Below are 25,675 nucleotides of genomic sequence, written 5' to 3' on the forward strand. Positions count from 1 at the left end.
ACCTGGGGTCTTGTCGTAGCCGTCGGCAGCAACGGCGTTGGCACCTGGGGTCTTGTCGTAACCATCGGCAGCCACGGTATAGGCGCCGCCTGGAGTTTTGTCATAGCCATCGGCAGCGAAGGTGTTGGCAGCCATTACCGAGAGGGCCAGCGCGAGGATCAGTTTGCTTTTCATGGTGGTTGCTCCTGAAGGTGTGCGTTTTGTTCAGTGGGTGTGGAAGTGATTTTACGCTTGTTAATTTGATTAAAAAGCGCAAATAAATGCTTAAATCAATCGTATAAATCGATATGTATGTCACCAAAAAAGGTCGGCATTCAATGTGATGCCAAGGGGCCGGAGCCAGGTCGATCTACGTAGGATCAGAATGTCGCTTGGAAATTAACTGGCCATTAATGCCGATAATTCTTTTGCAATTGCGCGCAAGTGCGTCGGGAGCGCCCGGTAAAGGCGTGGGGCAAGAGAGGTGAATGCAGGCTTGAAAACATCGTCGAACCTTGGGGGAGCCGGCTTGCCGGCGATAGCGTCCGTATCGACGCTACAAGGCTCAAGGGCCTCATCGCCGGCAAGCCGGCTCCTACAAGGGCGCTGCGTTGAAGCTACTCAGTCGGCCTCGATCCGCGAATGCTTGCGGGTGTCCTTCATGGTCACGTACACCAGCAACGAACAGGCGATGCAGGCCGTCACGTACCAGTAGTAGCCGGTTTCCATGCCGACGCTTTTGAACCACAGCGCAATGTATTCCGCGGTACCGCCGAAGATCGACACGGTCAGGGCATACGGCAGGCCGACGCCCAGCGCACGGATTTCAGTCGGGAACAGTTCGGCCTTCACCACCGCGTTGATCGAGGTGTAGCCGCTGACGATGATCAGCGCCGCCATGATCAGGAAGAACGCGCCCCACCAGGTCTGGATGGTGTGCAGGGTGCTGAGGATCGGCACGGTGAACAAGGTGCCGAGAATGCCGAAGGCAATCAGGATCGGCCGCCGGCCGATCTTGTCCGACAGCGCGCCGACCAGCGGTTGCAGGCACATGAAAAGGAACAGCGTCGCCGCCGAAATGGTGGTGGAGTCGGAGATGCTCATGCCGACCGTGTTCACCAGGTATTTCTGCATGTAGGTGGTGTAGGTGTAGAACGCCAGGGTGCCGCCCATGGTCAGGCCGACCACGGTCATCAGTTCCTTGGGATGCCGCATCAGGGTGCGCATCAGGCTTTCTTTCGGCTTTTCCTTCTTTTTGGTGAAGGACTCGGTTTCTTCCATGCCGCGACGCAGGTAGAGCGCGACCACGGCACACAGGGCGCCGATGGCAAACGGAATCCGCCAGCCCCAGGCTTGCAGCTGTTCGGTAGTGAGGCTCTGTTGCAGCACGATCAACACCGCCAGGGCGATGAGCTGGCCGGAAATCAGGGTCACGTACTGGAAGCTGGAGAAGAAGCCGCGACGTTCCTTGGTCGCCATCTCGCTGAGGTAGGTGGCCGAGGTGCCGTATTCACCACCGACCGACAGGCCTTGCATCAGGCGGGCGACCACCAGCAGGATCGGCGCGCCGACGCCGATGGTTTCATAGCCCGGGGTCAGGGCGATGATCAGGGAGCCGAAGCACATCAGCAGGACCGAGGCCATCAACGCGGCCTTGCGCCCCTTGCGGTCGGCATACAGGCCCATGAGCCAGCCGCCGATCGGGCGCATCAGGAAGCCCACGGCGAAGATCGCGGCGGTGTTGAGGAGTTGGGCGGTGGTGTCGCCCTTGGGGAAGAAGACCTTGGCGAAGTACAGTGAGAACGCGGCGTAGACGTACCAGTCGTACCACTCGACCATGTTGCCGACCGAGCCGCTGAAGATCGATTTCAGACGGCTGGAGGTGGTTCTTTCTTTGGCCGGCACGGCGGCCGACCCCAGGGGCAGGGTAGCGGAGTTATCCATCAGGGAACCTTCAAGTCATTGTTTTTGTGGAGCGCGCGCAAGCGCAGCCTGCCAGGGCTATAGCAGGAGCTGTGCCAACGACTGAGGGCGCGGTTTAGAGGGGATTGCGGGATTTGATAGGCGGAAAACCGCTCATGTACGATAAATCGGTAAGCGGAAAATTGCCGATGCGAACCCGCTCTATTGTGATTGTGGCGAGCGGGCTTGCCCGCGCTGGGGCGCGAAGCGGCCCTGAGACCGGTGGTTGCGGTGTATCAGGTAGAACGAGGTGTCTGTTTTTACGGCTGCTTCGCAGCCGAGCGCGGGCAAGCCCGCTCGCCACAAATTTCGGCCAGGCTTAAATCGCTCTTAGCTGACTGGCATTAGGGCAAGCCCGTTCTTCACAAGGGGCAGTCAGTCGTCCTTGAGGAACATTTCGCGCGCCAGGCCATGGCGCTGCATTTTTTCATTGAAGGTGCGACGCGGCAGTTGCAGCTCTTCGAGTACCGCTTTGACATCGCCCTTGTGCCGGGTCAGGGCCGAACGCAGGCATTGCGCTTCAAAGGCCTCCTGCTGCGCCGCCAGGGATTGGCCCGGATCGATGGCGTCAGGTTCCGGCTCACCGAGGCCGAGTACCGAGCGTTCGGCGGCATTCGCCAGCTCTCGGACATTGCCCGGCCAGTCATGGCTCAGCAGGCGGCTCAGCTGCGGTCCGCCCAACGGCGTTGAGCTCCGCCCCATTCGCTCGGCCGCGCTGTGGGCGAAGTGCTCGAACAGCAACGGGATATCTTCGCGGCGCTCGCGCAATGGCGGCAGGCGCAACTGCGCCACCGTCAGCCGGTAGGCCAGGTCCTCGCGAAAACGTCCGGCCCGGGCCTCGTCCAGCAGGTCGGGCTTGGTCGCCGCGACAATACGCAGGTCCACCGCGATGCTCTGGTTCGAACCCAGCCGCTCCAGCTTCTGCTCCTGCAGCACCCGCAGCAGTTTCACCTGCTGGGCCAGCGGCATGCTTTCGATTTCGTCGAGAAACAGTGTGCCGCCATCGGCGTATTCCAGCTTGCCGATACGCTTGCCCTGGGCTCCGGTGAAGGCGCCGCTTTCATGGCCGAACAACTCGGCTTCAAACAACGCCTCGGGAATCGCCGCGCAGTTGAGGGCGACAAACGGCTTGGCGGCCCGCGGTCCGAAATCATGCAGGCAACGGGCGACCAACTCCTTGCCGCTGCCGGTTTCGCCGCGGATCAGCACATTGACCGGCAGCGCCGCCAGCTCCAGTACCTGCCGACGCAGGGTTTGCAGACTGCGGGAAACCCCCAGCAGGCTGCGTTCGAGCCGGGAGCGATGGTCGGCCTGCTCATGCAACTGGCGGTTTTCCAGCACCAGGCGACGTTTCTCCATGGCCCGGGCGAGGCTGGCGAGCAGGGTCTGCGGGCTGAAGGGTTTCTCGAGGAAGTCGTAGGCGCCATCGCGCATGGCTTCCACCGCCATGGGCACATCGCCGTGACCGGTCAGCAGGATCACCGGCAGATCACGGTCATGCGCTTGCAAGCGTGCCAGCAACTCCAGGCCGCCCATGCCGGGCATGCGCACGTCGCTGAGGATCACCCCGGGAAAATCCCCTGGCAGTTGCGCCAGGCACTCCTCGGCACGGCTGAAGGTCTGCACCTGGAAGCCCGACAGGCTCAGCCATTGCTCGACGGCCGTGCGGATGCTGGCTTCGTCGTCGACCACGATCACGGCGTTCATCGAATGTCCATCTCCGGGGCAATTGGCAGTGTCAGGCTGAAGTGGGCACCGCCCTGACGATTGTCGACGCTCAGGCGGCCGTCCAGTTCATGGACGATGGCGTAGGACACCGCCAGGCCCAGGCCGAGGCCTTCACCCACCGGCTTGGTGGTGAAGAACGGGTCGAAGACCTTGCCCAGGTGTTCTTCGGCAATGCCTCCGCCGCTGTCACCCACGCTCAGCAGCCATACCGGTGGGCGTGCTTCGATACGGATCTCCAGGCGTTTGAGCGGCTTGTCGTGCATGGCATCCAGGGCATTGCGCAACAGGTTGATCAACACCTGCTCCAGGCGAATCGCATCGCCGCGGACCCAGGCCGGACGGGTCAGGTGCAGCACGGTGCTGACCGCGTCTTCGCGCAGGCGCGGCTCCAGCAGCTGCAACGCCTGGTCGACCACGCCGGCCAGGTCGAGAGGTTCGCGCAGGCCACTGGGGCTTTGTCGGGCGTAGGTCTTCAAATGCCCGGTGAGGGCCGCCATGCGCGTCAGCATCTGCTCCAGCGGCGCGAGCGCCTGGTAGGCGTCGTCGATCCGGCCGTGATCGAGCAGCAGGCGCAAGGTCGCCAATTGCATGCGCTGGGCGGTCAGCGGCTGGTTGATTTCATGGGCCAGGGCGGCGGACATCTGCCCCAGCGCCGCCAGCTTGGCCGACTGCACCAGGCCGTCCTGGGCGGTGCGCAGATCGCGGGTGCGCTCCTCCACCAGGCGTTCCAGCTCTTCGCGACTGCGTTGGCGCAAGCGCGCCAGGCGCCAGCGTTGGCTGAGGAACAGCAGCAGGAACACCAGCGTCAGCCACAGGCCTGCACCGGCGAGGGCGGCGTTGCGCTGTTCCTCGGCGGCCATCTGCGGTTTGCGCAGCAGGTGCAGGGTCCAGTCTTCCGGGGGCAGTGCCAGCGATTCCCAGAGGTAGTCGGCGCTGCCGTCCGGGCCATCGACCCGGGTCAGGTAGCTGTTGTCGCCGAACATCCGCAAGGGCCGGTATTCGAGGGGACTCAGGGATTGCTTGTCATATTGCCGGGTGCTGCCGATTTCGCTGCGATCGGTGTCACGCAGCGGGCGCAGCAGGCGATAACGCCAGCCGGGTTGGTTGGCGATAAACACGATGTCGCGGGCATCGCTGACCAGCAGTGTGTCGTTGCCCTTGCTCCATTCGCGCTCCAGTTCCGGAAACTCCAGCTTCACCACCATCGCGCCGAGGAATTCGCCGTTGTCGCCGGTCACCGCGCTGGCGAGAAAGTAGCCGGGAATACCGCTGGTCACGCCGACGGCATAGAAATGCCCGCTGCCCTCGAGGCGGGTCTGGTTGAAGTAGGGGCGAAACCCATAGTTGTGACCGACGTAGCTGCTGGGCAGGCTCCAGTTGCTCGCGGCCACCGACAGGCCGTTGCGATCCAGCAGTTGCAAAGTGGAGGAGCGTGCCGCGCCGTTGATCCGTTCCAGTTTGCGGTTCAGGGCGTCCTGTTGGGCCGCGTCGATGGGGCCGGCCAGGGCCGCGCGCAATTGCGGATCGAGGGCGAGCACGGCGGGTAGCGCGCGATAGCGTTCGATCAGGGTATGCAGGGCATTGGCGTAGAGCGTCAGTTGGGTCTTGCCGCGCGAGGCGTCGTCGACCAGGGCCTGTCGTTCGGCGCGCTGCACGGCCCAGCCGGCGGCCAGGACGGTACCCGCGACAATCAGCAGGGTGTGGAACGCCAGGCGCAGGGGACGAGGGATGGGCGACATACAGGCAACGACAGGCTGGGGAGGGGCGGGAAAGATAGCATGTCGGTTGCCGCGTTGCCTCGGCTGACAACGGTGGCCTTTGTGGCGAGCGGGCTTGCCCGCGCTGGGGCGCGAAGCGGCCCTAAAACCAGCGATCGTGGTGTATCCGGTAGGGCGAGGTGGCCGGTTTTACGACTGCTTCGCAGTCGAGCGCGGCGGTGCGGCGTGCCGACAAGCCCGCTCGCCACAAAACCGCGCTCGGCTTCAAATTACCTTAAGTGAACGACAACAGTGCCGGCCGCCTCGCCACAAGGGGGCCGGCACCAGGCTTACAACAACTCGAAGCTCTGCTGCGTCACATCCTGGGAGTCCAGGCCGATCTGCACATTGAACTTGCCCGGCTCCGCGGCGTACTTGAGCTGGGTGTTGTAGAACTTCAGGTCGTCCTCGTCGATGTTGAAGTGAATGACCTTCTGCTCGCCCGCCTTGAGCATCACCTTCTGGAAGTTCTTCAGTTCCTTGACCGGGCGGATCATGGAACCGGCGACGTCCTGGATATACAACTGCACCACGGTCTCGCCATCACGCTTGCCGGTGTTCTTGACCGTGATGCTGGCATCGAGCTTGCCGCTCTTGTTCAAGGTGGTCGAAGACAGCGCCATGTTGCTCAGGCTGAAATCGGTGTAGCTCAGGCCATAACCGAAGGGGTACAGCGGGGTGTTTTCCTCGTCGAAGTATTGCGAGGTGTAGTTGCCCGGCTTGCCCGGTGTGAAAGGCCGGCCGATGGTCAGGTGGTTGTAGTACATCGGCACCTGGCCGACCGAGCGCGGGAAGGTGATCGGCAGCTTGCCGGACGGGTTGTAGTCACCGAACAGTACATCGGCGATGGCGTTGCCGCCTTCGGTACCGCTGAACCAGGTTTCCAGCACGGCATCGGCCTGTTCCTGCTCATGGCCGATGGTCAGCGGACGACCGTTCATCAGCACCAGCACCAGGGGCTTGCCGGTGGCCTTGAGAGCCTTGATCAGTTCCTGCTGGTTGGCCGGGATGTTCAGGTCGGTGCGGCTCGACGATTCGTGGGACATGCCCCGCGATTCGCCGACCGCCGCCACGACCACGTCGGCCTGTTTTGCGGCCTTGACCGCTTCGGCGATCAGTTCAGCCGTCGGCCGTGGGTCGTTGACCACTTCCGGGGCGTCGAAATTGAGGAAGTTCAGGTAGTCGAGGAGCTTCTTGTCTTCGGTGATATTGGCGCCACGGGCGTAGATCAGGTGGCCCGGCTCGCCGAGCGCCTTGTTCATGCCGTCGAACAGGGTGACCGATTGCGCCGGCATACCGGCGGCGGCCCAACTGCCCATCATGTCGATCGGAGCCTTGGCCAACGGGCCGACCAGGGCGATCTTCGCCGACTTTTTCAGCGGCAGGGTCTGGCCCTGGTTTTTCAGCAGGACCAGGCTGCGGCGCGCCACATCCCGGGCATCGGCCCGGTGCAGGCGGCTTTCGGCGTTGGTGTCGGCCGGATCGTCCTCGGCCTTGCCGATACGCAGGTACGGGTCCTTGAACAGGCCCATGTCGTACTTGGCGCCGAGTACTTCACGCACGGCGTTGTCGAGGTCGCTTTGCGGCACTTCGCCGGACTTGATCAGCCCCGGCAGTTCCTTGCCATAGAGCGAGTCGTTCATGCTCATGTCGATGCCAGCCTTGATCGCCAGCTTGGCCGCTTCGCGACCGTCCTTGGCGACGCCATGCTTGAGCAGCTCGAAAATCGCCCCGTGGTCGCTCACCGCCAGGCCCTTGAAGCCCCAGTCCTTGCGCAGCAGGTCCTGCATCAGCCAGGTGTTGGAGGTCGCGGGTATGCCGTTGATCGAGTTCAGCGCGACCATCACCCCGCCCGCGCCGGCGTCGAGAGCGGCGCGATAGGGCGGCAGGTAGGTCTGGTACATTTTCACCGGGCTCATGTCGACCACGTTGTAGTCGCGCCCGCCTTCCACCGCGCCGTAGAGGGCGAAGTGCTTGACGCTGGCCATGATGCTGTCCGCTTCGCCCGGGCTCTTGCCCTGGTAGGCGTGGACCATCACCTTGGCGATGCGCGAGACCAGGTAGGTGTCCTCGCCGAAGCCTTCGGAAGTCCGGCCCCAACGCGGGTCGCGGGAAATGTCGACCATGGGCGCGAAGGTGATGTCGAGGCTGTCGGCGCTGGCTTCCTGGGCGGCGATGCGCCCGGAACGCCCGATGGCGTCCATGTCCCAGCTGGACGCCAGGGCCAGGCTGATGGGGAAAATGGTCCGGTGGCCGTGGATCACGTCATAGGCGAAGAACATCGGGATCTTCAGCCGGCTGCGCATGGCCGCGTCCTGCATCGGACGGTTTTCCGGACGGGTGATGGAGTTGAAGGTGCCGCCGATGTTACCGGCGGCGATTTCCTTGCGGATCAGTTCCCGGGGCATTTCCGGGCCGATACTGATCAGACGCAATTGGCCGATCTTTTCCTCGAGGGTCATCTGCTTCATCAACTGGGCGATGAAAGCGTCCTTGTTTTCCAGGGGCGCGGGCTTTGTCTCAGCCGCTACCGGGAGACTGGCCAGGCCAATAGCGAGGCCCAGCAAACACAGTTTCTTCATGAATGATTATCTCGGGGCCCGGTCCGGCGACCAAGCGTTGTGCACTGGCCGGGCTGTTTAGTTATAGGGAGCGACTATTGTTGTGCTAATAATCCAGCACACTTATGAACTGTTTTTCGCGCTGGGCATCTTTTAGCTGATTGGCTTCACACATTCCAGTGGCGGTGGCGGATTATGCCCCAGTCCCGGGTGAGAAAAATCCTGGGATTTTTCCCTTTTCAACGTTTCAAGGAGTTTTCGAGCATGCAGGCACAACAGGGCTTCCGTTCGAGTTGCAGATTCGCCGTACTGGCATTGCTGGCGACGTTGCTGGCCGGCTGCGGCATCAACAATATTCCCACCTATGATGAGCAGGTAAAGGCCAACTGGGCCCAGGTGCAGAACCAGTACCAGCGCCGCGCGGACCTGATCCCGAACCTGGTGGAAACGGTCAAGGGTTATGCCAGGCAGGAGCAGGAAACCCTGACCGCGGTGGTCGAGGCGCGGGCCAAGGCCACTTCGATCCAGGTCGATGCCAGCACCCTGGACAATCCCGAGAAGCTCAAGCAATACCAGGAGGCCCAGGGCCAACTGACCGGTGCGCTCAGTCGCTTGATGGTGGTTTCGGAGCGTTACCCGGACCTGAAGTCGAACCAGAACTTCCTGGCCCTGCAGTCCCAGCTTGAAGGCACGGAAAACCGCATCAGCGTGGCGCGGCGTGACTTCATCCTCAGCGTGGAAAAGTACAACACCGAGATTCGTACCTTTCCCGGCCGTCTCTGGCATAGCCTGATGTACAGCAACCTGCCGTTGCGCCCGACGTTCGAAGCGACCGCCCAGGACGCCGAGAAAGCGCCGCAGGTGAAGTTCCAGTAACCCGATCGGCGTTGCCGCGCGTGCACCTGGCAACGCCCGACCCTGCTTCATCACGAACGAGGTAGGCATGCGTATTTTCAAAAGCGCCCTGTTGCTGTTGCTCTGCGCGTTGGCGCTGGTGGCCAGGGCCGACTTGCAGTTTCCCGAACTGAGCGGGCGGGTGGTGGACAGCGCCCAGATGATCGACGCACCGGTGCGCGAGGCCTTGAACCAGCAATTGCTGGCCCATGAAAAGGCCACCGGCGAGCAGATCGTGGTGGTCACCGTGGCGAACCTGCAAGGCACCACCATCGAGGATTATGGCTATCAGTTGGGGCGTCACTGGGGGATCGGCCAGAAGGGCAAGAATACCGGTGCGCTGCTGATCGTCGCCCGGGATGAGCGCAAGGTGCGGATTGAAGTGGGTTATGGCCTGGAAGATCGCCTGACCGATGCCCAGTCGTCCTTGATCATCAACCAGCTGATCGTGCCGCAGTTCAAGCGCGACCATGTTTCCAGCGGCATCAGTTCCGGCGTCGACGCCATGCTCAAGGTACTCGGCAGCCCGCTGGCGGAGAAAACCGAACCCGAAGGGGATTTCGGTTCGCGGCACCCGGTATTGATCGGCTTCCTCATGGTGCTCTTCGTGTTGATCTGCGCGATCATGCAACTGATGGGCTTCGGGCCCAGGGGCGGTGGTTCGGGAGGCTTCGGTAGCAGTGGTGGCGGACGCTCCGGCGGCGGCTTCAGTGGTGGCGGCGGCAGTTTCGGTGGCGGCGGATCATCGGGCAGTTGGTAATCCACAATAATTATTAGCGAGCATGCACAACCATGGCCTTACTGAATGAGTACGAACAACGGCAGGTTGCCGAAGCGATTACCCGGGTCGAGCAGCAGACCGATGCGGAACTGGTGACCGTGCTGGCGCGACGTGCCGACGACTACGCCTATATCCCGCTGCTGTGGGCCAGCCTGCTGGCGCTGCTGGTGCCGGGAATCATCAACTTTGCCTTTGGCTGGCTGAACAGCCACAGCCTGCTGGCGGTGCAATGGAGCAGTTTTATCGTGCTGTGCCTGGTGTTCCGCATCCCCTCGGTCACCAGCCGGCTGATTCCGCGTTCGGTGCGGCACTGGCGGGCGTCGGGCCTGGCGCGGCGGCAGTTTCTCGAACAAAGCCTGCACCACACCGTCGACAGTACCGGTGTGCTGATCTTTGTCTGCGAGGCCGAGCGCTATGTCGAAATCCTCGTGGACAAGGGTATTTCCCGGCGGCTCGACAACAGCGCCTGGGAACCCATCGTCAAGGCCTTCACCGAGCGGGTCAAGCAAGGGCAGACCTTGCAGGGCTTTCTCAGCTGCATCGAGTCCTGCGGCGAACTGCTCAAGGTCCATGTGCCGGTGACCCAGGCGCGCAACCAGTTGCCCAACCGCTTGGTGCTGTTGGGCTGAGGCCCGTGGTTCGGGCGCGGTATCCGGAAGAATGACGAAATAAGCCCGTGCCCTGGCGTCCCATCCCGCCTAAAATACCCGGCATTCCCCTTATCCAGATCCCGCACGCCCGAGGCGCTTTTTCCATGTCAGCTACTGCTACTCCCGCCCAGCCCGCGCCGGACCATCACGGACAATTTCTCGACCTGCTGGACACCAGCCTGAGCCAGAATGCCTTTATCAAGCTGGTGCTGGCCAAGTACGTCGGTGCCGAAGCGGACCTGCAGCGGCTGATCATCAAGCAGGTGACGGTCAAGGAGCAGGCGTGCCTGTCCTTTGTCTATCGCTACAAGACCCGTGATATCACCAAGAACTTCGCCCTTGCCGAAGGCCAGGCGCTCATCGCCGGGCTGCTGCCGGCGTCCTTCAAGAATGCCCACCTGCTGTCGCTCACCGACGAAGTGCAGCTGGAGTACAGCAAGAAGGGCAAGAGCACGCTGTTCAAGGGCAAGGCCCAGCAGGCGCGGGAAGTGCCGTCCGCCGAGCACAATCGCGAGAAGAACCGCTACCTGGAGCTCAGCCGACCGTTTCTCGCCGACCTGGGGGTGACCAACCCGCAGCACGAGCTGATTCCGGCGATGTCGCGCAAGTGGAAGCAGATCAACAAGTTCATCGAAGTGTTTTCCCACGCCCTGAGCCAGTCGCCGATCAAGCTCGAGCAGCCGGTGCGGGTCGCCGACTTCGGTTCGGGCAAGGGCTACCTGACCTTTGCCATCCACGATTACCTGCGCAATACCTTGCAGGTCGAAGGACAGGTGACCGGAGTCGAGTTGCGCGAGGACATGGTCAACCTGTGCAACGCGGCGGCGGCACGCCTGGAACATCCGGGGCTGGTGTTCAAATGCGGCGATGTGCGCAGCGTGGCGCCGAGCGAGCTGGAAGTGATGATCGCCCTGCATGCCTGCGACATCGCCACCGACTATGCGATCCACACCGGTATCCGTTCCGGCGCGGCGATCATCATGTGCTCGCCGTGCTGCCACAAGCAGATCCGCTTGCAGATCCAGAGCCCGGCGTTGCTCAAGCCGATGTTGCAATACGGCCTGCACCTGGGGCAGCAGGCGGAGATGGTCACCGACAGCCTGCGCGCACTGTTCCTGGAGGCTTGTGGCTACGAGACCAAGGTCTTCGAGTTCATTTCCCTGGAACACACCAACAAGAACAAGATGATCCTCGCGGTCAAGCGCGCCGAGCCAGTGGCCCCGGCGCCATTGTTGGTGAAGATCGAGGAATTGAAGGCGTTCTATCACATCCAGGAACACTGCCTGGAAAGCCTGCTGCGGGCCGACGGCTACTTGAGCTGAACCCCCGGCGGAAGGCCGCCCGGTTGCGCCGGGCGGACGCTGGTCTTGCGCCCGAGCATCACGGTGACGATCACGCCAGCGGCAAACAGCCAGGTGATCGGTTCGACGTGCTCGCCGAAAAACAGCGCCGAAAAGGCAATGGTGAAGAAAATCTGCAGCAACTGGATCTGGCTGACCCGGGCGATACCGCCCAGGGCGAGCCCGGCGTACCAGGCAAAAAAGCCGAGAAACTGCGAGAACATCGCCACATAACCGAAGGCCCACCAGGTCCGCGTGGAAATCGCGCCCTGGTGTTGCCAGGCCAGGTACAGCACCGGGCCGATCAACACCGGCACCGACAGTACCAGCGCCCAGCAGATCACCTGCCAGCCGCCCATCTCCCGGGCCAGGCGTCCGCCCTCGGCATAGCCCAGGCCGCCGACGGCAATGGCGCCGATCATCAACAGGTCGCCGGGCTGGATGCTCCCGGCACCGCTGATCAGTGCATAACCCAGCACCAGCGCACTGCCCAGCGCCGCACAGGCCCAGAAGGCCCTGGATGGCCGCTCGTGGGACAACCAGGCCGCGTACAGCGCCACGCACAGGGGTTGCAGGCCATTGACCAGGGCTCCGTGGGAGGCCGGCAGGGTCTGCATGGCCCAGGCCGAGAGCACCGGAAAGCCGAGGATGACCCCGAGGATTACCAGTGACAGGCCCTTGACCTGGTTCCAGCTCGGCCACTTTTCCCGGCGCCACAGCAGCAGCGCCGCCGCCGGGATGGCCGCGACCAGGGCGCGACCGAGGCCGTTGAGCAGCGGATGGATTTCCTGCACCACGATGCGGGTGAAGGGCAGGGTCAGGCTGAAGATCACCACACCCAGCAGGCCGAGCAGCATGCCGGTGTTTTCACGGGAGGACATAAACGTTGGCCAGTCATCAGGGAAACGGGGGCTGTCATCTAGCCATAAAGTCCCGACGGCTCGCCCTTACAGCTGGGTAGAGAGTTGTCCGTACAGTTGGTCGTGGGGCGGCGGCCTGCGTAGTAGCCGGCGATTACCCGCCTGCGTGCAAAGGGTCTACCTTGACTACTCTTGTCTGCCCAGGCATTTATCCAGAGGAGTTCAGCCCATGGCCGCGAAAAAGATTCTGATGCTGGTTGGCGATTACGTCGAAGACTACGAGGTGATGGTGCCGTTCCAGGCCCTGCTGATGGTCGGTCACCAGGTGCATGCGGTGTGCCCGGACAAAAACGCCGGCCAGACCGTCCGCACCGCCATCCATGACTTCGAGGGCGACCAGACTTATAGTGAAAAGCCGGGGCATCTGTTCGCCCTGAACTTCGATTTCGCCAAGGTCGATGCCGCCGACTACGATGCGCTGCTGATTCCCGGTGGCCGCGCGCCGGAATACCTGCGCTTGAACGACAAGGTCCTGCAATTGGTACGGGCGTTCGACGCGGCCGGCAAGCCGATTGCCGCCGTTTGTCATGGCGCGCAGTTGCTGGCGGCGGCGGGCGTGCTCGACGGTCGCGAGTGCAGCGCCTACCCGGCCTGTGCCCCGGAAGTGCGCTTGGCCGGTGGTCGTTATATTGATATCGAAGTGACCCAGGCCCACGTCCAGGGCAACCTTGCCACCGCCCCGGCCTGGCCGGCGCACCCGAGCTGGCTGGCCGCGTTCCTCGGCTTGCTGGGGACCAGGATCACTTTGTAAGGGAGAAGTGGGTCATGTGTGAGCTCTACGTCAAGGCTGATCCGATTCTCTACGAATCGCGTTCCCGTTCGCTGCGCATCCGTGGCGTGGTGACTACCTTGCGCCTGGAAAACCAGTTCTGGGACATCCTCGCCGAGATCGCCGAGGCCGACGGCATGAGCACCAACCAACTGATCACCCGGCTCTACGAAGAAGTGATGGACTTTCGCGGGGAGGTGCTGAATTTTGCCTCTTTCCTGCGGGTCAGTTGCACCCGCTACCTGAGCCAGCGTCGGGCCCAGGTAACGGAGCTCAGCGTGGTCCGTTCGAATGCCGGTTGATACATGACGCGATCCCGGCGGACGGCTATTTGCGGCTTTCGAGCCTGACCTGGCCGTCCTCCAGGGTCACGGTTTTCACCGGGATCAGGGCGGGCAGGGCAGTGAGCAGGGCGTCCGGGTCGCTCACATCGAGGCTGGCGGAGACCTTCAAGTGCGCCAGCGGGCCGTCCGCCAGTTGCACCGGTTTGCTGCGGTACAGGTTCAGTTCGTCGACCAGGCTGGCCAGTTCGCGATTGCGAAAGGTCAGGTGGCCGCTGCGCCACTCGGCGATTTCCTCGCTGCCCAGGAGCTGCTGCTGCGTGCCCTTGGTGTAGTCGAATATGGCCCGTTGTCGTGATTCGAGCAGGATGGCGCTACTGGGATCGCCTTCGGGCTCGAAGGCCACTTGGCCGTGGGCGACGCTGACCACCAGTTGGCGCTGGCCGCGGCGCACATCGAAAGCGCTGCCCAGCGCCCGCACCCGGGCGTTGCCGGCATGCACCCAGAGCGGGCGCTCCTGGTCGACGGCCACTTCCAGGTAGAGCTGGCCTTGATCCAGGTAGATGTCCCGCTGCTGGGCGCGGAAGTTGATGCGCAGCCGGGTATTGGCGTTGATATACAGGGTGCTGCCGTCCGGCAGTTTCAGGATGCGGGTGCCTTGGGCATGGGCGGCGACCTGATGCCGGTACGGGGTGTTTGGCGCGCCAACATTGACGCTCGGCAGGGCGAACAGTAACGCCGCCGCGATGGTCAGGGCCGGTCGCCAGAGGCTCTTGCGCCGCACTGCCGGCAACACCGGCTGATTCAGTTGGCGCAGTTGCGCCAGGTCTGCCCACAGTGCTTCGAACTCGGCATAGGCCTTGGCGTGCTCCGGCGTTGCGCGCCACGCTTCGAACGCCTTGTCCAATGGCTGTTCGGGAGCGTCGCGGTGACGGGCGAACCAGCTCGCGGCCTGGGCATCGATGCTGTTTCCATCGAGTGTGATGTCGATGACGCGACTCATTCTGGCTGCTTCCTGCTGTTCATCGGGCAAGTATCTCAGGCCTCGGGATGGACCTGTAGTTGCGGATCACCCAGTGGATGGCTCTTGGCATCGAAAAACCGTAGCGTCACTTCCCGGCCCTCGAACAACTGGCTGAAGTGACGCTTCTGATGCTGGATAAACGCCTGGCTGCGCGGGTAGATCGAAATCGCCAGGGTCTTGATCCGCGCATCCAGCAGGGCCTGGACGATATGCCGGTCCTGCTCGCCCAGGTTGTGGCCGAAGATACACAGGGCCCCCTGGTGCCCGGCCAACTGCCCGTAGCAGTACGACAGGTAGTCCGAATGTCGGATCGCCTTGAGCTTGTCCTGCGCATTCCCCTCGCTGACGAACAACGGCACATCGCCCAGGGTATTGATCGCGAAACTGCCCAACAGGGTGCTTTCCGACGAGGTCAGCTTGCGTGTACTGCCGTCGAGGTGTTTCACCAGGTGCAGGCCGCCGTGCAGGTAGAGGACGCGGGTACCACGGCTGTCGGTGTCGCCCAGGTCGAAGGTCGCGTCGTCAGTGCGGAACAGGTCGTCGAACGCCTCGGGCGCCTGCATGATCGCCCAGTAGGCGAGCAGGTCGTAATTGGTCGAGTAGAGCGTGCGGTAGCGACTCAACTCGGCATTGATCCGTGCCAGGCTCTCGGCTTGTACGAGCTTCCAGGGAATATGCACCGAGCGTATCGCATGGATCAGCGCTTCCTTGATCGCGAAGTAGCGATTGCGCGGCGACGACGAGCTGATGGTCAGCGCCGCATTGACCCGGATGGTGCTCTTCAGGGCGCTGAGCACCTGTTCGAAGTTGCTGGTTTCCAGGGCCTTGAATACCGCCAGCTCGCTCAGCCCCAGCGGACGGTTGCGGGTGGTCTGGGCCAGTTCGAACAGCGACTCATAGGCAAACGCCTGCCACATCGCCCGGCTTGCGCCGTTACCGATCAACAGACCGCTGCAGGGAATTTCGGCACGCAAGGCGCTCCAGTCTTCCAACGTCGTATCAAATGCCTGGAATTCCATCGTCGCCATTCGTCGGTTGCCAAATCTAGGGAGGATCAGCAGCTAACTTTAACACGGGCTCCACGGAGTCATTCCCTCATTCCACCCACGACAATTTTTTCACGAGGCGTCTTTTACGGTGATATCGTAGTGATATCTCTTTTAGGTGCTTTTTCCAGTGCAATGGAATGCCGCATAAAGGGTGATCGATATGTCAGTCAGAAACCTGAAAATAGCCACACGTGCTTTTCTGAGTTTTGCCTTTGTCACACTGCTGTTGATCACCTTGGGTTTGCTGGCGTTATGGAAAATGCATCTGATTCGCGAGGCCGCGGTCGAGTTGCAGGACGACTGGATGGCCAGCCTGCGACAGGCCGGGCGGATCGAGGTGACTGTCTATCGGGTGCGCCTGGAAAGCTTTCGCTTGGTCACGGCCACCGATGCACAGATGAAACAGACCGAGGTCGCTCGTATCCAGGAACTCAGGGGGACACTCGCCCAGCAGATCAAGGCCTATGCGCCCTTGGTCTCAAGCCCCGAAGAGCAAGCGACCTACGAGGCGGTGCAACGCAAGACCGCTGCTTATGAGCAGAAACTCGTCGAGGTGTTACAGGCCGCCGGCGAGAAGGACGCCAAGGAGGCGATCAACCTGCTCAATACCGTGATGCCACCCTTGGCCAATGATCTGCAAGCCACCATCGAAGCGTTGGAAAAGATCAACGACGATGGCGCCGTACAGTCCGGCATCATGGCCCAGAAGCAGTTCGACGGCGGTTTCTATTCGACCATCGCGATCATCATCCTGTCCTGTGTCTTGACGGTGACGCTGGCGATTGTTTTCACCCGCAGCCTGACCGGCCCGTTACGCCTGTTACTCGTCTCGACCCGGAAAATCGCCGGGGGGGACTTGCGTACCGAGGTGCGGGTGGACGGCAAGGATGAGTTGGCCGAGTTGCAGGCTTCGACCGCCGCCATGCAGGACAGCCTGAAAAATACCCTTCGGCATATCAGCAACTCTTCCGCGCAACTGGCTTCGGCCGCGGAGGAAATGAGCGCGGTCACCGATGAGTCCAATCGCGGTATCCAGCGCCAGAGCCTGGAGACTGACCAGGCTGCCACGGCGGTCAATGAAATGACCGCGGCGGTCGAGGAAGTGGCGCGCAATGCCGTGGCGGCGTCGCAGTCCACCCAGCGTTCCGAACTGTCGACCCGCACCGGGGCGGAGCGGGTGCACCAGACGATTGCCTCCATCGAAACCCTGAGCTCGACGGTAAAGTCCACCGGGCAGGAAGTCGAGTCCCTGGCGCAGCAGGCCCAGAGCATCAGCAAGGTGCTGGATGTGATCCGGGCCATTGCCGAACAGACCAACCTGCTGGCGCTCAATGCGGCCATCGAGGCTGCCCGGGCCGGCGAACAGGGCCGCGGCTTCGCCGTGGTCGCCGATGAAGTGCGGGCCCTGGCGCACCGCACCCAGGTCTCGACCCAGGAAATCGAGCAGATGATCGGCGCTATCCAGACCGGCACCGGGCAAGCCGTGGTATCGATGCAGCGCAGCAACGAAGAAGCCGGCAAGACCCTACTGATTGCCCATGAGGCCGGTTCGGCCCTGTCCGAGATTGCCCAGGCTATCAGCGAGATCAATGACCGCAACCTGATGATCGCGACCGCCTCCGAGGAACAGGCCCAGGTCGCCCGGTCGGTGGACCAGAACCTGATCAGTATCCGCGACCTGTCGATCCAGAGTTCATCGGCGGCCAGCCAGACACTGGCGGCCAGTCATGAGCTGTCCAAGCTGGCGGTGGAATTGAACAAGGTGGTCACGCAGTTCTCGATCTGAGGCGCTGACGGTGGCCCTTTACCTTTTATTTGACGCATCCGTTCGGAGACGTGAAATGGACCCGGATATCTGCAAAGGCTGTATCAAGATCGAGGTGGCCCGCTTGGCCATCGGCATGCAGGTCGAAGCGCTGGACCGACCTTGGGAAGAAACCACTTTTTCGTTTCGTGAGTTCCGTATACGTCGCGAGGAGGAACTGCGGTTGCTGCGGGAGAACTGCGAGTATGCCTGGGTGGATGTCGCCAGTGCCGCCGGAGCCCATGGGCTTTCGGTCGAAACTCCGATTGAATGCGCGACTGAATGCACGGCGCTCGCCGAGCCGGTCGATTTCAATGCGGAAATGGCCCAGGCCCAGCTCGCCTGGGGGGCGGCGCGGGCGCAGTCCTGGCGCATCCTTGAAGCCGTGGAGCTGGGCGAGCCGATTCAGGTCGGCGCGGTGAAAGCGGTGGTCAAGGACTGTGTCGACAGCATCCTGCGCAACCCCTCGGCGCTGCTCTGGCTGACCCGGATCAAGTTCCAGGACGATTACACCGCCGAGCATTCGCTACGGGTCGCGATGCTCTCGATTGCCCTCGGCCGTGAGCTGGGATTGTCGAACCTGGAACTGGAGCAGATCGGGGTCGGAGCCATGCTGCACGATGTCGGCAAGCTCAAGGTGCCCGGCGAAATCCTGAACAAGCCGAGCGCATTGTCGGAGCAGGAATACGCCATCATGAAAAACCACCCCATGGAAGGCTACACCTTGCTCACCAGCCAGGCCGGCGTGCCGTTGACGGCGCTCGATGTGGTGTTGTCGCACCATGAGCGTATCGACGGGGCGGGTTATCCCCGTGGCTTGAGTGCCGAGGCGATTCCGTTTTATGCGCGGATTGTCGCGGTGACTGATGCCTATGACGCGATCAGCAGCGACCGGGTCTACAGCAAGGGCCGTTCGACCCTCGAATCCCTGCGCATCCTGTTCAAGGCGGCCAACAGCCATTTCGACGAGCAGATCGTCAGTGCGTTCATTCGCCTGATCGGCCTGTACCCAAGCGGCGAAATCGTCGAGATGACCAATGACGAAGTGGCGATCATTCTTGGCGCCCCGGCCTGCAATCGCCTCAAGCCGCGCCTGCTGCGGGTGCTCGGGGCGGACAAGCGGCGCTGCCCGGAGAAGGTCATCGATCTGGCCGCCAGCGCGTTCGATGCCATGGGCCGGCCCTATGCGATTCGCCAGGTCTGTTCGTCCGGGGCCCATGGCGTCGATATCGAGGCGTATCGCCGACGCGGGCTGATCCAGATAAACGGCGGCTGACGAATGGTGTTTCGGATCCGGATTTTCCTTGCTTCAGGTCAAGGCGCGCGGCGGGGCTTCGACTGAAGCTGGCGGGAGTCCGTCAGCTAAAGGAAGGCTTACCGTGAGCAGCACATTTTTTATCCCCGCCGTGAATATCATGGGCATTGATTGCCTGGACGAAGCCATGGGCGCGATTCGCAAGCATGGTTTTCGCAAAGCGCTGATCGTTACCGACGCGGGGCTGGCAAAGGCCGGCGTTGCCGCGCGGATTGCCGGTCTGCTGGCGCTGCAGGATATTGACTCGGTAGTGTTCGATGGCGCCAAGCCGAACCCGAACATCGACAACGTCGAGAAAGGGCTGGCGGCACTCAAGGCCGGCCAGTGCGATTTCGTCGTGTCCCTGGGCGGCGGTTCGCCCCATGACTGCGCCAAGGGCATCGCCCTGTGCGCCACCAATGGCGGGCATATCCGCGACTACGAAGGGGTCGACCGTTCGGCCAAGCCGCAACTGCCGCTGGTGGCCATCAACACCACCGCCGGCACCGCCAGTGAGATGACCCGTTTCTGCATCATCACCGACGAATCGCGCCACGTGAAAATGGCGATTGTCGACCGTAACGTCACGCCGTTGTTGTCGGTCAACGACCCTGCGCTGATGGTCGCCATGCCCAAGGGGCTGACCGCTGCCACGGGCATGGATGCCCTGACCCATGCCATCGAGGCCTATGTTTCGACGGCGGCGACGCCGATCACCGACGCCTGTGCGATCAAGGCCATTGAGCTGATCAGCGCCAACCTGCGCCAGGCCGTGTTTGATGGCGCCGACCTGCAGGCCCGGGAAAGCATGGCCTACGCACAGTTCCTCGCGGGCATGGCGTTCAACAATGCCTCGCTGGGCTTCGTGCATGCCATGGCGCACCAGTTGGGCGGTTTCTACGACCTGCCCCATGGCGTGTGCAATGCGGTACTGCTGCCCCATGTGCAGAGTTTCAATGCATTGGTCTGCCCGCAGCGTCTGAGCGATGTGGCCAAGGCGCTGGGCGCCGATATTCATGGGCTGAGCGCCGAGGAGGGCGCCCAGGCAGCCATTGCGGCGATTCGCAGCCTGGCCAAGGATGTCGAGATTCCCGCCGGCCTGCGGGAGCTGGGCGCGAAGTTGACGGATATTCCGACCCTCGCCACCAATGCCCTGAAAGATGCTTGCGGCCTGACCAACCCCCGGGCGGCGGATCAGCGGCAGATCGAAGAGATTTTCCGCAGCGCGTTCTGAGGTAAAACCCATCACCCCCGCGCCTTCCCCTCTCGGGAGGGCGCTGTCACGACCAGCGGGCTTGCAAATCATCGTTCAGACAGGCTTAATTGAGTAATTACTCATTTATAAGCTGAACGCTGCCCCCATGGCCCGTCCGAAAAGCGAAGACAAACGCAATGCCATTCTCAGCGCCGCCATCGAGGTGTTCGCCGAGCAGGGCCTGGGCTGTCCGACGCTGAAGATCGCCCGGCTTGCCGGGGTCGCCGAGGGCACGCTGTTCAACTACTTCAGTTCCAAGGACGTACTGCTCAACGAGCTCTACCTGCATATCAAGGCCGAATTGCGCGACGTGATGATGCCCGGCTACCCGCGCACTGAAACCGTGAAGAAGCGCGTCCGGCATGCCTGGCAGAGCTATGTCGACTGGGGCGTGGCCGAACCGCAGAAGCGCAAGGTGGTGGCCTTGCTCGGGATGTCCGCGCAGGTCACCGAACAGAGCAAGCTGCTTGGCATGCAGGATTTCGGCGAGGTCTACGACATGATGCAGGAGAGCATTGCCAGCGGGTTGTTCCGCGAGCAGCCGGCGGCGTTTGTCTCGGCGATCATGGGCGCCCTGGCCGATACCACCATCGATTTCATCCGCCGCGAACCCGACCAGGCCGAGCGTTATGCCGAAGCCGGTTTCCAGGCGTTCTGGAGTGCTACCGCCAAGGAGTAGGCGCGGCTTTTTCTTGTATTGAAGTTTTACGTTGTTAATGAGTGAGTGCTCACTCAAATTCGATCTCAATAATCGCAAGGAGTACAAGCATGTCTAAAGTCTGGTTGATTACCGGCAGTGCCAGCGGTCTGGGTCGCAATGTCGCCGAGGCGGTGCTGGCGGCGGGTGAACGCTTGGTGGCGACGGCGCGCGAGCCGCAACGTCTGGACGACCTGGCGGCGCGTTATGGCGATCAGGTGCGGGTGGTGGCCCTGGATGTGACGGACGCGGCGGCGGCTGAAGCGGCGGTGCAGGAGGCGGTCAATGCGTTCGGCCGTCTCGACGTGCTGGTCAACAATGCCGGTTATGGTCATCTCGCGCCGTTCGAGCAGACCGAAGCAGAGGCCTTTCGCGCCGAGGTCGAGACCAATTTCTTCGGTGTGGTCAACGTGACCCGGGCGGCATTGCCGGTGATGCGCGCGCAACGTAGTGGGCACATCCTGCAGATATCCTCCGTGGGCGGGCGTCTGGGCATGCCCGGGCTCAGTGCCTATCAGGCGGCGAAGTGGGCGGTGGGTGGTTTCACCGAGGTGGTGGCGCAGGAGGTGGCACCTTTGGGGATCAAGATCTGCGCCGTGGAGCCGGGTGGCATGCGCACCAACTGGGCGGTGCGGGCTGGGCAGGGTACGCCATCAATCATCGACGACTACGCGCCGAGCGTCGGTGCCATCAAGACCCTGCTTGAATCTTATGCAGGCAATGAGCCGAGCGATCCCGATCGGATTGCGCAGATTCTGCTGAAGCTGGCCTATCACGAGCAACCGCCGTTGCACCTGTTGATCGGTAATGATGCCTTGCAGTACTGCGAGCAGGCCGAGACCGCGCGGGCCGAGGCGGGCGGGCGTTGGCTGGAGGTCAGTCGCGCCGCCGACTACAGTGCACCTGTCGAGTTGCCGGCATTTCCAACCCACTGAGAGGTCGCCCATGAAGGTTTTGTTGTTTGGTGCCACCGGTATGGTTGGCCAGGGTGTATTGCGTGAATGTCTGCTGGCGGACGATGTGCAGCAGGTCCGGGTCATCGGTCGTACGCCGTTGACCCAGGTCGATCCGAAGCTCAGCCAGGTGGTACAGGCCGACCTGTTCAACTACCAGGCTATCGAGGGAGAGTTGCAGGGCTTCGATGCCTGCTTCTTCTGCCTGGGTGTCTCGGCAGTGGGCATGGATGAGGCGCAGTACACCCGGGTGACCTACGACCTGACGCTGGCCGCCGCCGAGACCATGGCGCGGCTCAATCCGAACATGACCTTTGTCTATGTCACGGGGGCGGGCACCGACAGCAGTGAAAAGGGCCGCAGCATGTGGGCACGGGTCAAGGGACGTACCGAGAATGCCTTGCAGCGGTTGCCGTTCAAGGCGGTGTACCTGATGCGTCCCGGTGCGATCCAGCCGTTGCACGGTGTGCGCTCCAAGACCGCGCTCTACCAGACGCTCTACAGCGTGGTCGGGCCGCTGATGAGTGTGCTGCGGCGGTTGTGGCCGGACACCATCCAGACCTCCGAAACCGTTGGCCGGGCGATGCTGGCGGTGGCCCGAAATGGGGGAGCGCAGCCGATCCTCGATCCGCGGGCAATCAATCAGCTGTCTTCGCGAGGTTGAGGTTTGGTTGGGTGATGGTGGCTGACGAGGGATTTTCCGGGGTGACGGTGAACTGGATCAGCGCCACACCGGCGATCAGTAGTACGGCGCCAAGCGCTCTCGGTACGCTCATATGGCGTTCCACCAGCCCGAACAGGCCGAAGTGGTCGAGCACCAGCGAGGCGACCACTTGACCGGCCAGCGCCAGGGCGACAAAACCGGAAGCGCCAAGCTTGGGCACCAGCAGCACCGCGAGGGCCACGAAACACACACCGAATACGCCACCGAGCCAGATCCAGGCCGGTGCCTTGGCGGCCAAGGCCAGGTTCGGGAGCGGCAAGCGCAAGGTGAGTATCACCGGCAACAACACTGCCATGCTTACGAGCAGCGAGACCAGCGTTGCCCATAACGGGTGCCCGAGGCCGCGGCCCAGGTTCGCATTGATCGCACTTTGAAACGGCACCACCGCACCGGCGATGGCGGCCAGGGCCAGCAGTCCGGCCCAACTCAAGGTACTCATGATCATTCTCCAACAGGTTTTTCTGGACTCTATGGTATTCGCCGGGCAGATTTAAATTCCAAAAAAATATCCAGGACATGCATCGGATGAATGATCTTCGTCGCATCGACCTCAACCTGCTGGTGATCCTCGACGTCTTGCTCGCCGAGCAGCACGTGACCCGTGCCGCCGAGCGCCTGCACCTGAGCCAGCCGGCGGTCAGTCATGCCCTGGCGCGCTTGCGCGACTTGCTTGGCGATCCGTTGCTGGTGCGGGTCGGCGGCGGGCTGGTGCCAACGGCGCGGGCATTGGAGCTGGTGCTGCCGTTAAGCGATGCGCTGGGGCGGGTGCGCGACCTGCTGGCGCCGCAGGGTTTTGATCCGACGTCGGCCAGGCGCACGTTTCGCTTGGCGATGTCCGACTATGGCGCGGCGATGTTGCTACCGGGGCTGGTGCGGGTGTTGCGGCGGGACGCGCCGGGTATTGATCTGCAGATCACCCAGGCCAGTCGCGAGGGCATGCTGGAGCTGTTGCTCAATGGCGATATCGATGCGGCCACCGGGGTGTTTCCCGATTTTTCGCCGGAGTTGCGTAGTGTGCATCTATTCAGCGAGCACTATGCCTGCCTGGTGGATCGGGCCAGTTTGTCGGCGGAAGGAGGGCTCGATCTACCGGATTATCTGTCGCGGCCCCATGTGCTGTTGGAAATGCGGGGGAGTGGTACGGCGGAAATCGAGCGGGCGCTGAGTGCGATTCATCAGCGCCGGCGGGTGGCGATCAGCTTGCCCCATTGGGGGGTGGCCCCGCAGTTGATCGCGGGTACGGACTTGGTTTTGACCGTGGCCTCGCGCAATTTGCGCAACGTCGATCATGAGCGGTTGGTGGTGGTGCCGCCGCCATTCGACATCCCGTTGTTCGATTTTATTTTTGTCTGGCATCAGCGCCGGGATGGCGATCAGGCATTGGGGTGGTTGCGCGAGCGCATGCAAGCGGTGGTAGCTGAGGGCACGCTGGTTTGATGTGCAATGTTCTGCTATTGGAGAGCATTTCCTTTTCCCTTGATTGAGGTTTCCTGGATAGCCCTAATTGCTTGCGCCGGGAAATGAGGCCCTTGAGGCTTGCGGTGCCTGTCAGTCCGCCATCGCCGGCAAGCCAGCTCCACAGGTACCGCGTACTCCCCAAGAGCGTTGGCAATAAAAAAGCGGCCCGGATCAACCGGGCCGCTTTGATTCCTGCAACGAAAGTGCTTACTGCACCTCCACCGCCAGGCTGTCGTGGATCTTCTTCTGCCAGATGGCCGGGCCGGTGATATGTACCGACTCACCCTTGGAGTCAACAGCGACCGTTACCGGCATGTCCTTGACCTCGAACTCGTAGATCGCTTCCATGCCCAGTTCGGCAAAAGCGACGACCTTGGATTTCTTGATCGCCTGGGCCACCAGGTAGGCAGCGCCCCCCACGGCCATCAGGTACACAGCCTTGTAGTCCTTGATCGCCTCGATGGCGGTCGGGCCGCGCTCGGATTTGCCGATCATGCCCAGCAAGCCGGTCTGGTCGAGGATCTGCCGGGTGAATTTGTCCATGCGCGTGGCAGTGGTCGGACCGGCTGGGCCGACGACTTCCTCACGCACCGGATCCACCGGGCCGACGTAGTAGATAAAGCGACCCTTGAGGTCCACCGGCAAGGTTTCACCCTTGTTCAGCATTTCCACCATGCGTTTGTGCGCAGCATCACGGCCGGTGAGCATCTTGCCGTTGAGCAGGACGGTTTCGCCCGGCTTCCAGCTCTGCACGTCTTCCGGGGTCAGGGTGTCGAGGTTGACACGACGGGCCGACGGACCCGCTTCCCAGACGATTTCCGGGTAAGCATCCAGCGGTGGCGCTTCCAGCGACGCCGGGCCGGAACCGTCGAGCACGAAGTGTGCGTGACGGGTGGCGGCGCAGTTGGGGATCATGCACACCGGCAGGGACGCCGCGTGAGTCGGGTAATCCATGATCTTCACGTCGAGCACGGTGGTCAGGCCGCCCAGGCCCTGGGCGCCGATGCCCAGTTGGTTGACCTTCTCGAACAGCTCCAGGCGCATTTCTTCGATGCGGTTGGACGGGCCACGCTTCTTCAGCTCGTGGATGTCGATGGATTCCATCAACACTTCCTTGGCCATCACCGCGGCTTTCTCGGCGGTACCGCCGATGCCAATGCCGAGCATTCCCGGCGGGCACCAGCCGGCACCCATGGTCGGCACAGTCTTCAGTACCCAGTCGACGATCGAGTCGGACGGGTTGAGCATGGCCATTTTCGATTTGTTCTCGGAGCCGCCGCCCTTGGCCGCGACGTCCACTTCCACGGTGTTACCCGGAACGATGGAGTAGTGGATGACCGCCGGGGTGTTGTCCTTGGTGTTCTTGCGGCTGCCTGCCGGGTCGGCCAGGATCGAGGCGCGCAGGACGTTTTCCGGCAGGTTGTAGGCGCGACGCACGCCTTCGTTGATCATGTCGTCCAGGCCCATGGTGGCACCGTCCCAGCGCACATCCATGCCCACGCGCACGAACACGGTGACAATCCCGGTGTCCTGGCAGATCGGCCGGTGGCCGGTGGCGCACATGCGCGAGTTGATCAGGATCTGCGCCATGGAATCGCGGGCCGCCGGCGACTCTTCCCGCAGGTAGGCCTCGTGCATGGCCTGGATAAAGTCCACGGGATGGTAATAGGAAATGAACTGCAGGGCGTCGGCAACGCTCTGTATCAGGTCGTCTTGCTTGATCACGGTCATGGGTCGCGCTCCTCTATAAAGACGGGAACATGGAAATAAGGTGTTTGCGACCGTTTTGCATCTG

At 62.4% G+C, this 25,675-nt stretch carries 22 protein-coding genes; 13 read left to right on the top strand and 9 right to left on the bottom strand.

Annotated features, from left to right (window positions below; translation table 11 throughout):
- Nucleotides 1-600: 600 nt before the first annotated feature.
- The 4 genes from M5B96_RS25700 to bglX all read right to left on the bottom strand — a co-directional run bounded on the left by M5B96_RS25700 (nt 601) and on the right by bglX (nt 8,008).
- Entirely contained in the window at nt 601-1,923 is a 1,323-nt protein-coding gene (locus tag M5B96_RS25700) for an MFS transporter (protein ID WP_248799790.1), read from the bottom strand.
- Nucleotides 1,924-2,316: 393 nt separating this feature from the next.
- Nucleotides 2,317-3,648 (bottom strand): sigma-54-dependent transcriptional regulator, encoded by a 1,332-nt coding sequence (locus M5B96_RS25705; RefSeq protein ID WP_248799791.1) that lies wholly within the window; start codon nt 3,646-3,648, stop codon nt 2,317-2,319.
- Complete coding sequence (locus M5B96_RS25710; RefSeq protein ID WP_248799792.1) at nt 3,645-5,408, bottom strand: ATP-binding protein; 1,764 nt, start codon at nt 5,406-5,408, stop codon at nt 3,645-3,647. Before M5B96_RS25710 ends, M5B96_RS25705 begins: the two co-directional genes overlap by 4 nt.
- A 308-nt stretch (nt 5,409-5,716) precedes the next feature.
- Nucleotides 5,717-8,008 (bottom strand): beta-glucosidase BglX, encoded by a 2,292-nt coding sequence (gene bglX / locus M5B96_RS25715; protein ID WP_248799793.1) that lies wholly within the window; start codon nt 8,006-8,008, stop codon nt 5,717-5,719.
- A 243-nt stretch (nt 8,009-8,251) separates the two neighbouring features.
- On the opposite strand from bglX, the gene M5B96_RS25720 reads away from it, so the two are divergent.
- From M5B96_RS25720 to M5B96_RS25735, 4 genes are all read left to right on the top strand, one after another.
- Complete coding sequence (locus M5B96_RS25720) at nt 8,252-8,863, top strand: LemA family protein (protein ID WP_248799794.1); 612 nt, start codon at nt 8,252-8,254, stop codon at nt 8,861-8,863.
- 67 nt (nt 8,864-8,930) lie between these two features.
- On the top strand, nt 8,931-9,641 hold the full coding sequence (locus M5B96_RS25725; RefSeq protein WP_248799795.1) for a TPM domain-containing protein: 711 nt from the start codon (nt 8,931-8,933) through the stop codon (nt 9,639-9,641).
- 32 nt (nt 9,642-9,673) lie between these two features.
- Nucleotides 9,674-10,291 (top strand): TPM domain-containing protein, encoded by a 618-nt coding sequence (locus M5B96_RS25730; protein WP_248799796.1) that lies wholly within the window; start codon nt 9,674-9,676, stop codon nt 10,289-10,291.
- Nucleotides 10,292-10,416: 125 nt separating this feature from the next.
- Nucleotides 10,417-11,634, top strand: a complete 1,218-nt coding sequence (locus M5B96_RS25735; protein WP_248799797.1) for a class I SAM-dependent methyltransferase — start codon at nt 10,417-10,419, stop codon at nt 11,632-11,634.
- On the opposite strand, the gene M5B96_RS25740 is transcribed toward M5B96_RS25735, so the two are convergent.
- Nucleotides 11,622-12,533, bottom strand: coding sequence for a DMT family transporter (locus tag M5B96_RS25740; protein WP_248799798.1), 912 nt, complete (start codon nt 12,531-12,533; stop codon nt 11,622-11,624). The genes M5B96_RS25735 and M5B96_RS25740 overlap by 13 nt on opposite strands.
- Nucleotides 12,534-12,741: 208 nt before the next feature.
- Here M5B96_RS25740 and M5B96_RS25745 point away from each other — a divergent pair, with 208 nt between their 5' ends.
- Nucleotides 12,742-13,323, top strand: a complete 582-nt coding sequence (locus M5B96_RS25745; protein WP_248799799.1) for a DJ-1/PfpI family protein — start codon at nt 12,742-12,744, stop codon at nt 13,321-13,323.
- Between the two features lie 14 nt (nt 13,324-13,337).
- The gene (locus tag M5B96_RS25750; RefSeq protein ID WP_248799800.1) at nt 13,338-13,643 is read left to right on the top strand and encodes a ribbon-helix-helix domain-containing protein; all 306 of its coding nucleotides are present in this window, start codon (nt 13,338-13,340) and stop codon (nt 13,641-13,643) included.
- A gap of 25 nt (nt 13,644-13,668) precedes the next feature.
- Here the strand turns inward: M5B96_RS25750 and M5B96_RS25755 are convergent, their stop codons facing one another.
- On the bottom strand, nt 13,669-14,625 hold the full coding sequence (locus M5B96_RS25755) for a FecR family protein (protein WP_248799801.1): 957 nt from the start codon (nt 14,623-14,625) through the stop codon (nt 13,669-13,671).
- Between the two features lie 35 nt (nt 14,626-14,660).
- Entirely contained in the window at nt 14,661-15,665 is a 1,005-nt protein-coding gene (locus M5B96_RS25760; RefSeq protein ID WP_248799941.1) for a DUF4917 family protein, read from the bottom strand.
- 190 nt (nt 15,666-15,855) lie between these two features.
- Here M5B96_RS25760 and M5B96_RS25765 point away from each other — a divergent pair, with 190 nt between their 5' ends.
- From M5B96_RS25765 to M5B96_RS25790, 6 genes are all read left to right on the top strand, one after another.
- Nucleotides 15,856-17,481 (top strand): methyl-accepting chemotaxis protein, encoded by a 1,626-nt coding sequence (locus M5B96_RS25765; protein WP_248799802.1) that lies wholly within the window; start codon nt 15,856-15,858, stop codon nt 17,479-17,481.
- 55 nt (nt 17,482-17,536) lie between these two features.
- Entirely contained in the window at nt 17,537-18,775 is a 1,239-nt protein-coding gene (locus M5B96_RS25770; RefSeq protein ID WP_248799803.1) for an HD domain-containing phosphohydrolase, read from the top strand.
- A 103-nt stretch (nt 18,776-18,878) separates the two neighbouring features.
- Nucleotides 18,879-20,027 (top strand): L-threonine dehydrogenase, encoded by a 1,149-nt coding sequence (yiaY, locus tag M5B96_RS25775; protein ID WP_248799804.1) that lies wholly within the window; start codon nt 18,879-18,881, stop codon nt 20,025-20,027.
- A 127-nt stretch (nt 20,028-20,154) separates the two neighbouring features.
- A complete protein-coding gene (locus M5B96_RS25780; protein ID WP_248799805.1) occupies nt 20,155-20,727 on the top strand; it encodes a TetR/AcrR family transcriptional regulator in 573 nt (190 codons plus the stop codon).
- A gap of 89 nt (nt 20,728-20,816) precedes the next feature.
- Nucleotides 20,817-21,680: an oxidoreductase gene (locus tag M5B96_RS25785; RefSeq protein ID WP_248799806.1), complete on the top strand. Its 864-nt coding sequence runs from the start codon at nt 20,817-20,819 to the stop codon at nt 21,678-21,680.
- Nucleotides 21,681-21,690: 10 nt separating this feature from the next.
- The gene (locus M5B96_RS25790) at nt 21,691-22,362 is read left to right on the top strand and encodes an NAD(P)H-binding protein (protein WP_248799807.1); all 672 of its coding nucleotides are present in this window, start codon (nt 21,691-21,693) and stop codon (nt 22,360-22,362) included.
- Here M5B96_RS25790 and M5B96_RS25795 read toward each other — a convergent pair.
- The gene (locus M5B96_RS25795) at nt 22,337-22,861 is read right to left on the bottom strand and encodes a DMT family transporter (RefSeq protein WP_248799808.1); all 525 of its coding nucleotides are present in this window, start codon (nt 22,859-22,861) and stop codon (nt 22,337-22,339) included. The two genes, M5B96_RS25790 and M5B96_RS25795, sit on opposite strands and share 26 nt — an antisense overlap.
- A gap of 77 nt (nt 22,862-22,938) precedes the next feature.
- Here M5B96_RS25795 and M5B96_RS25800 point away from each other — a divergent pair, with 77 nt between their 5' ends.
- Nucleotides 22,939-23,859 carry a LysR family transcriptional regulator gene (locus M5B96_RS25800; protein WP_248799809.1) on the top strand — a complete coding sequence of 307 codons (921 nt, stop codon included), beginning with the start codon at nt 22,939-22,941 and terminating at the stop codon, nt 23,857-23,859.
- 228 nt (nt 23,860-24,087) lie between these two features.
- On the opposite strand, the gene M5B96_RS25805 is transcribed toward M5B96_RS25800, so the two are convergent.
- The gene (locus M5B96_RS25805; protein ID WP_248799810.1) at nt 24,088-25,611 is read right to left on the bottom strand and encodes a fumarate hydratase; all 1,524 of its coding nucleotides are present in this window, start codon (nt 25,609-25,611) and stop codon (nt 24,088-24,090) included.
- Nucleotides 25,612-25,675 lie beyond the last annotated feature (64 nt).

The sequence above is a fragment of the Pseudomonas sp. MWU13-2105 genome, assembly GCF_023242315.1.
In the GTDB taxonomy this organism is placed as follows: domain Bacteria; phylum Pseudomonadota; class Gammaproteobacteria; order Pseudomonadales; family Pseudomonadaceae; genus Aquipseudomonas.